The following is a 939-nucleotide window of genomic DNA, read 5'->3' on the forward strand; positions in this document are numbered from 1 at the left end:
GACGACGACGCGGCGGCCTTCGCGGCCGAGGTGCCCGGTCTGGAGGCGGCCGAGGCGGAGGCCGCCGAACGGCTGCGCCGGCTGCTGATCCCGCGCGACCCCGACGACGCGCGCGACGTGATCCTCGAGATCAAGGGCGGCGAGGGCGGCGAGGAGGCGGCCCTGTTCGCCGGCGACCTGCTGCGCATGTACCTGCGCTACGCCGAGTCCCGGGGCTGGAAGACGGAGGTCCTCTCCGCCACGCACTCCGACCTGGGCGGCTACAAGGACGTCCATGTGGCGGTGCGGGGGAGCGCGGCCGACCCGGCCGACGGCGTCTACGCCCGGCTCAAGTTCGAGGGCGGCGTGCACCGCGTGCAGCGCGTGCCCGTCACCGAGTCCCAGGGCCGCATCCACACCTCCGCCGCCGGCGTGCTCGTGCTGCCCGAGGTGGACGCCCCGGACGAGGTCCACCTCGATCCGAACGACCTCAAGGTGGACGTCTTCCGCTCCTCCGGGCCGGGCGGCCAGTCCGTCAACACGACCGACTCCGCGGTGCGCCTGACGCACCTGCCCACGGGGATCGTCGTCTCCATGCAGAACGAGAAGTCCCAGATCCAGAACCGCGAGGCCGCGCTGCGCGTGCTGCGGTCGCGGCTGCTCGAGCGGCAGCGGGCGGAGCAGGACGCCGAGGACTCCGCGGCGCGCGCCGCGCAGGTGCGCACCATGGACCGCTCGGAACGCATCCGCACCTACAACTTCCCGGAGAACCGGATCGCGGACCACCGCACCGGCTACAAGGCGCACAACCTCGACGCGGTCCTCGACGGCGACCTCGAGGCCGTGATCGCCTCCTGCCTCGCCCTCGACGAGGAGCGGCGGCTCGCCGCGCTGGGCGGGGACGCGTGAGCGCACCGGCCTGGTCCGCGCTGCTGCGCGACGCCGCCGCCCGCCTGACCG

The 939-nt window shown here is 74.3% G+C and carries 1 protein-coding gene; it reads left to right on the forward strand.

The genetic code is table 11. The features are described from left to right. Positions 1–888 (forward strand): peptide chain release factor 1 (gene prfA / locus HMPREF3105_RS01010; protein ID WP_070708564.1); only part of this gene is annotated, 888 nt, incomplete at its 5' end. Positions 889–939 lie beyond the last annotated feature (51 nt).

Origin of the sequence: Micrococcus sp. HMSC31B01, from assembly GCF_001816085.1 — a bacterium.
Taxonomy (GTDB): Bacteria; Actinomycetota; Actinomycetes; order Actinomycetales; family Micrococcaceae; genus Micrococcus; species Micrococcus luteus.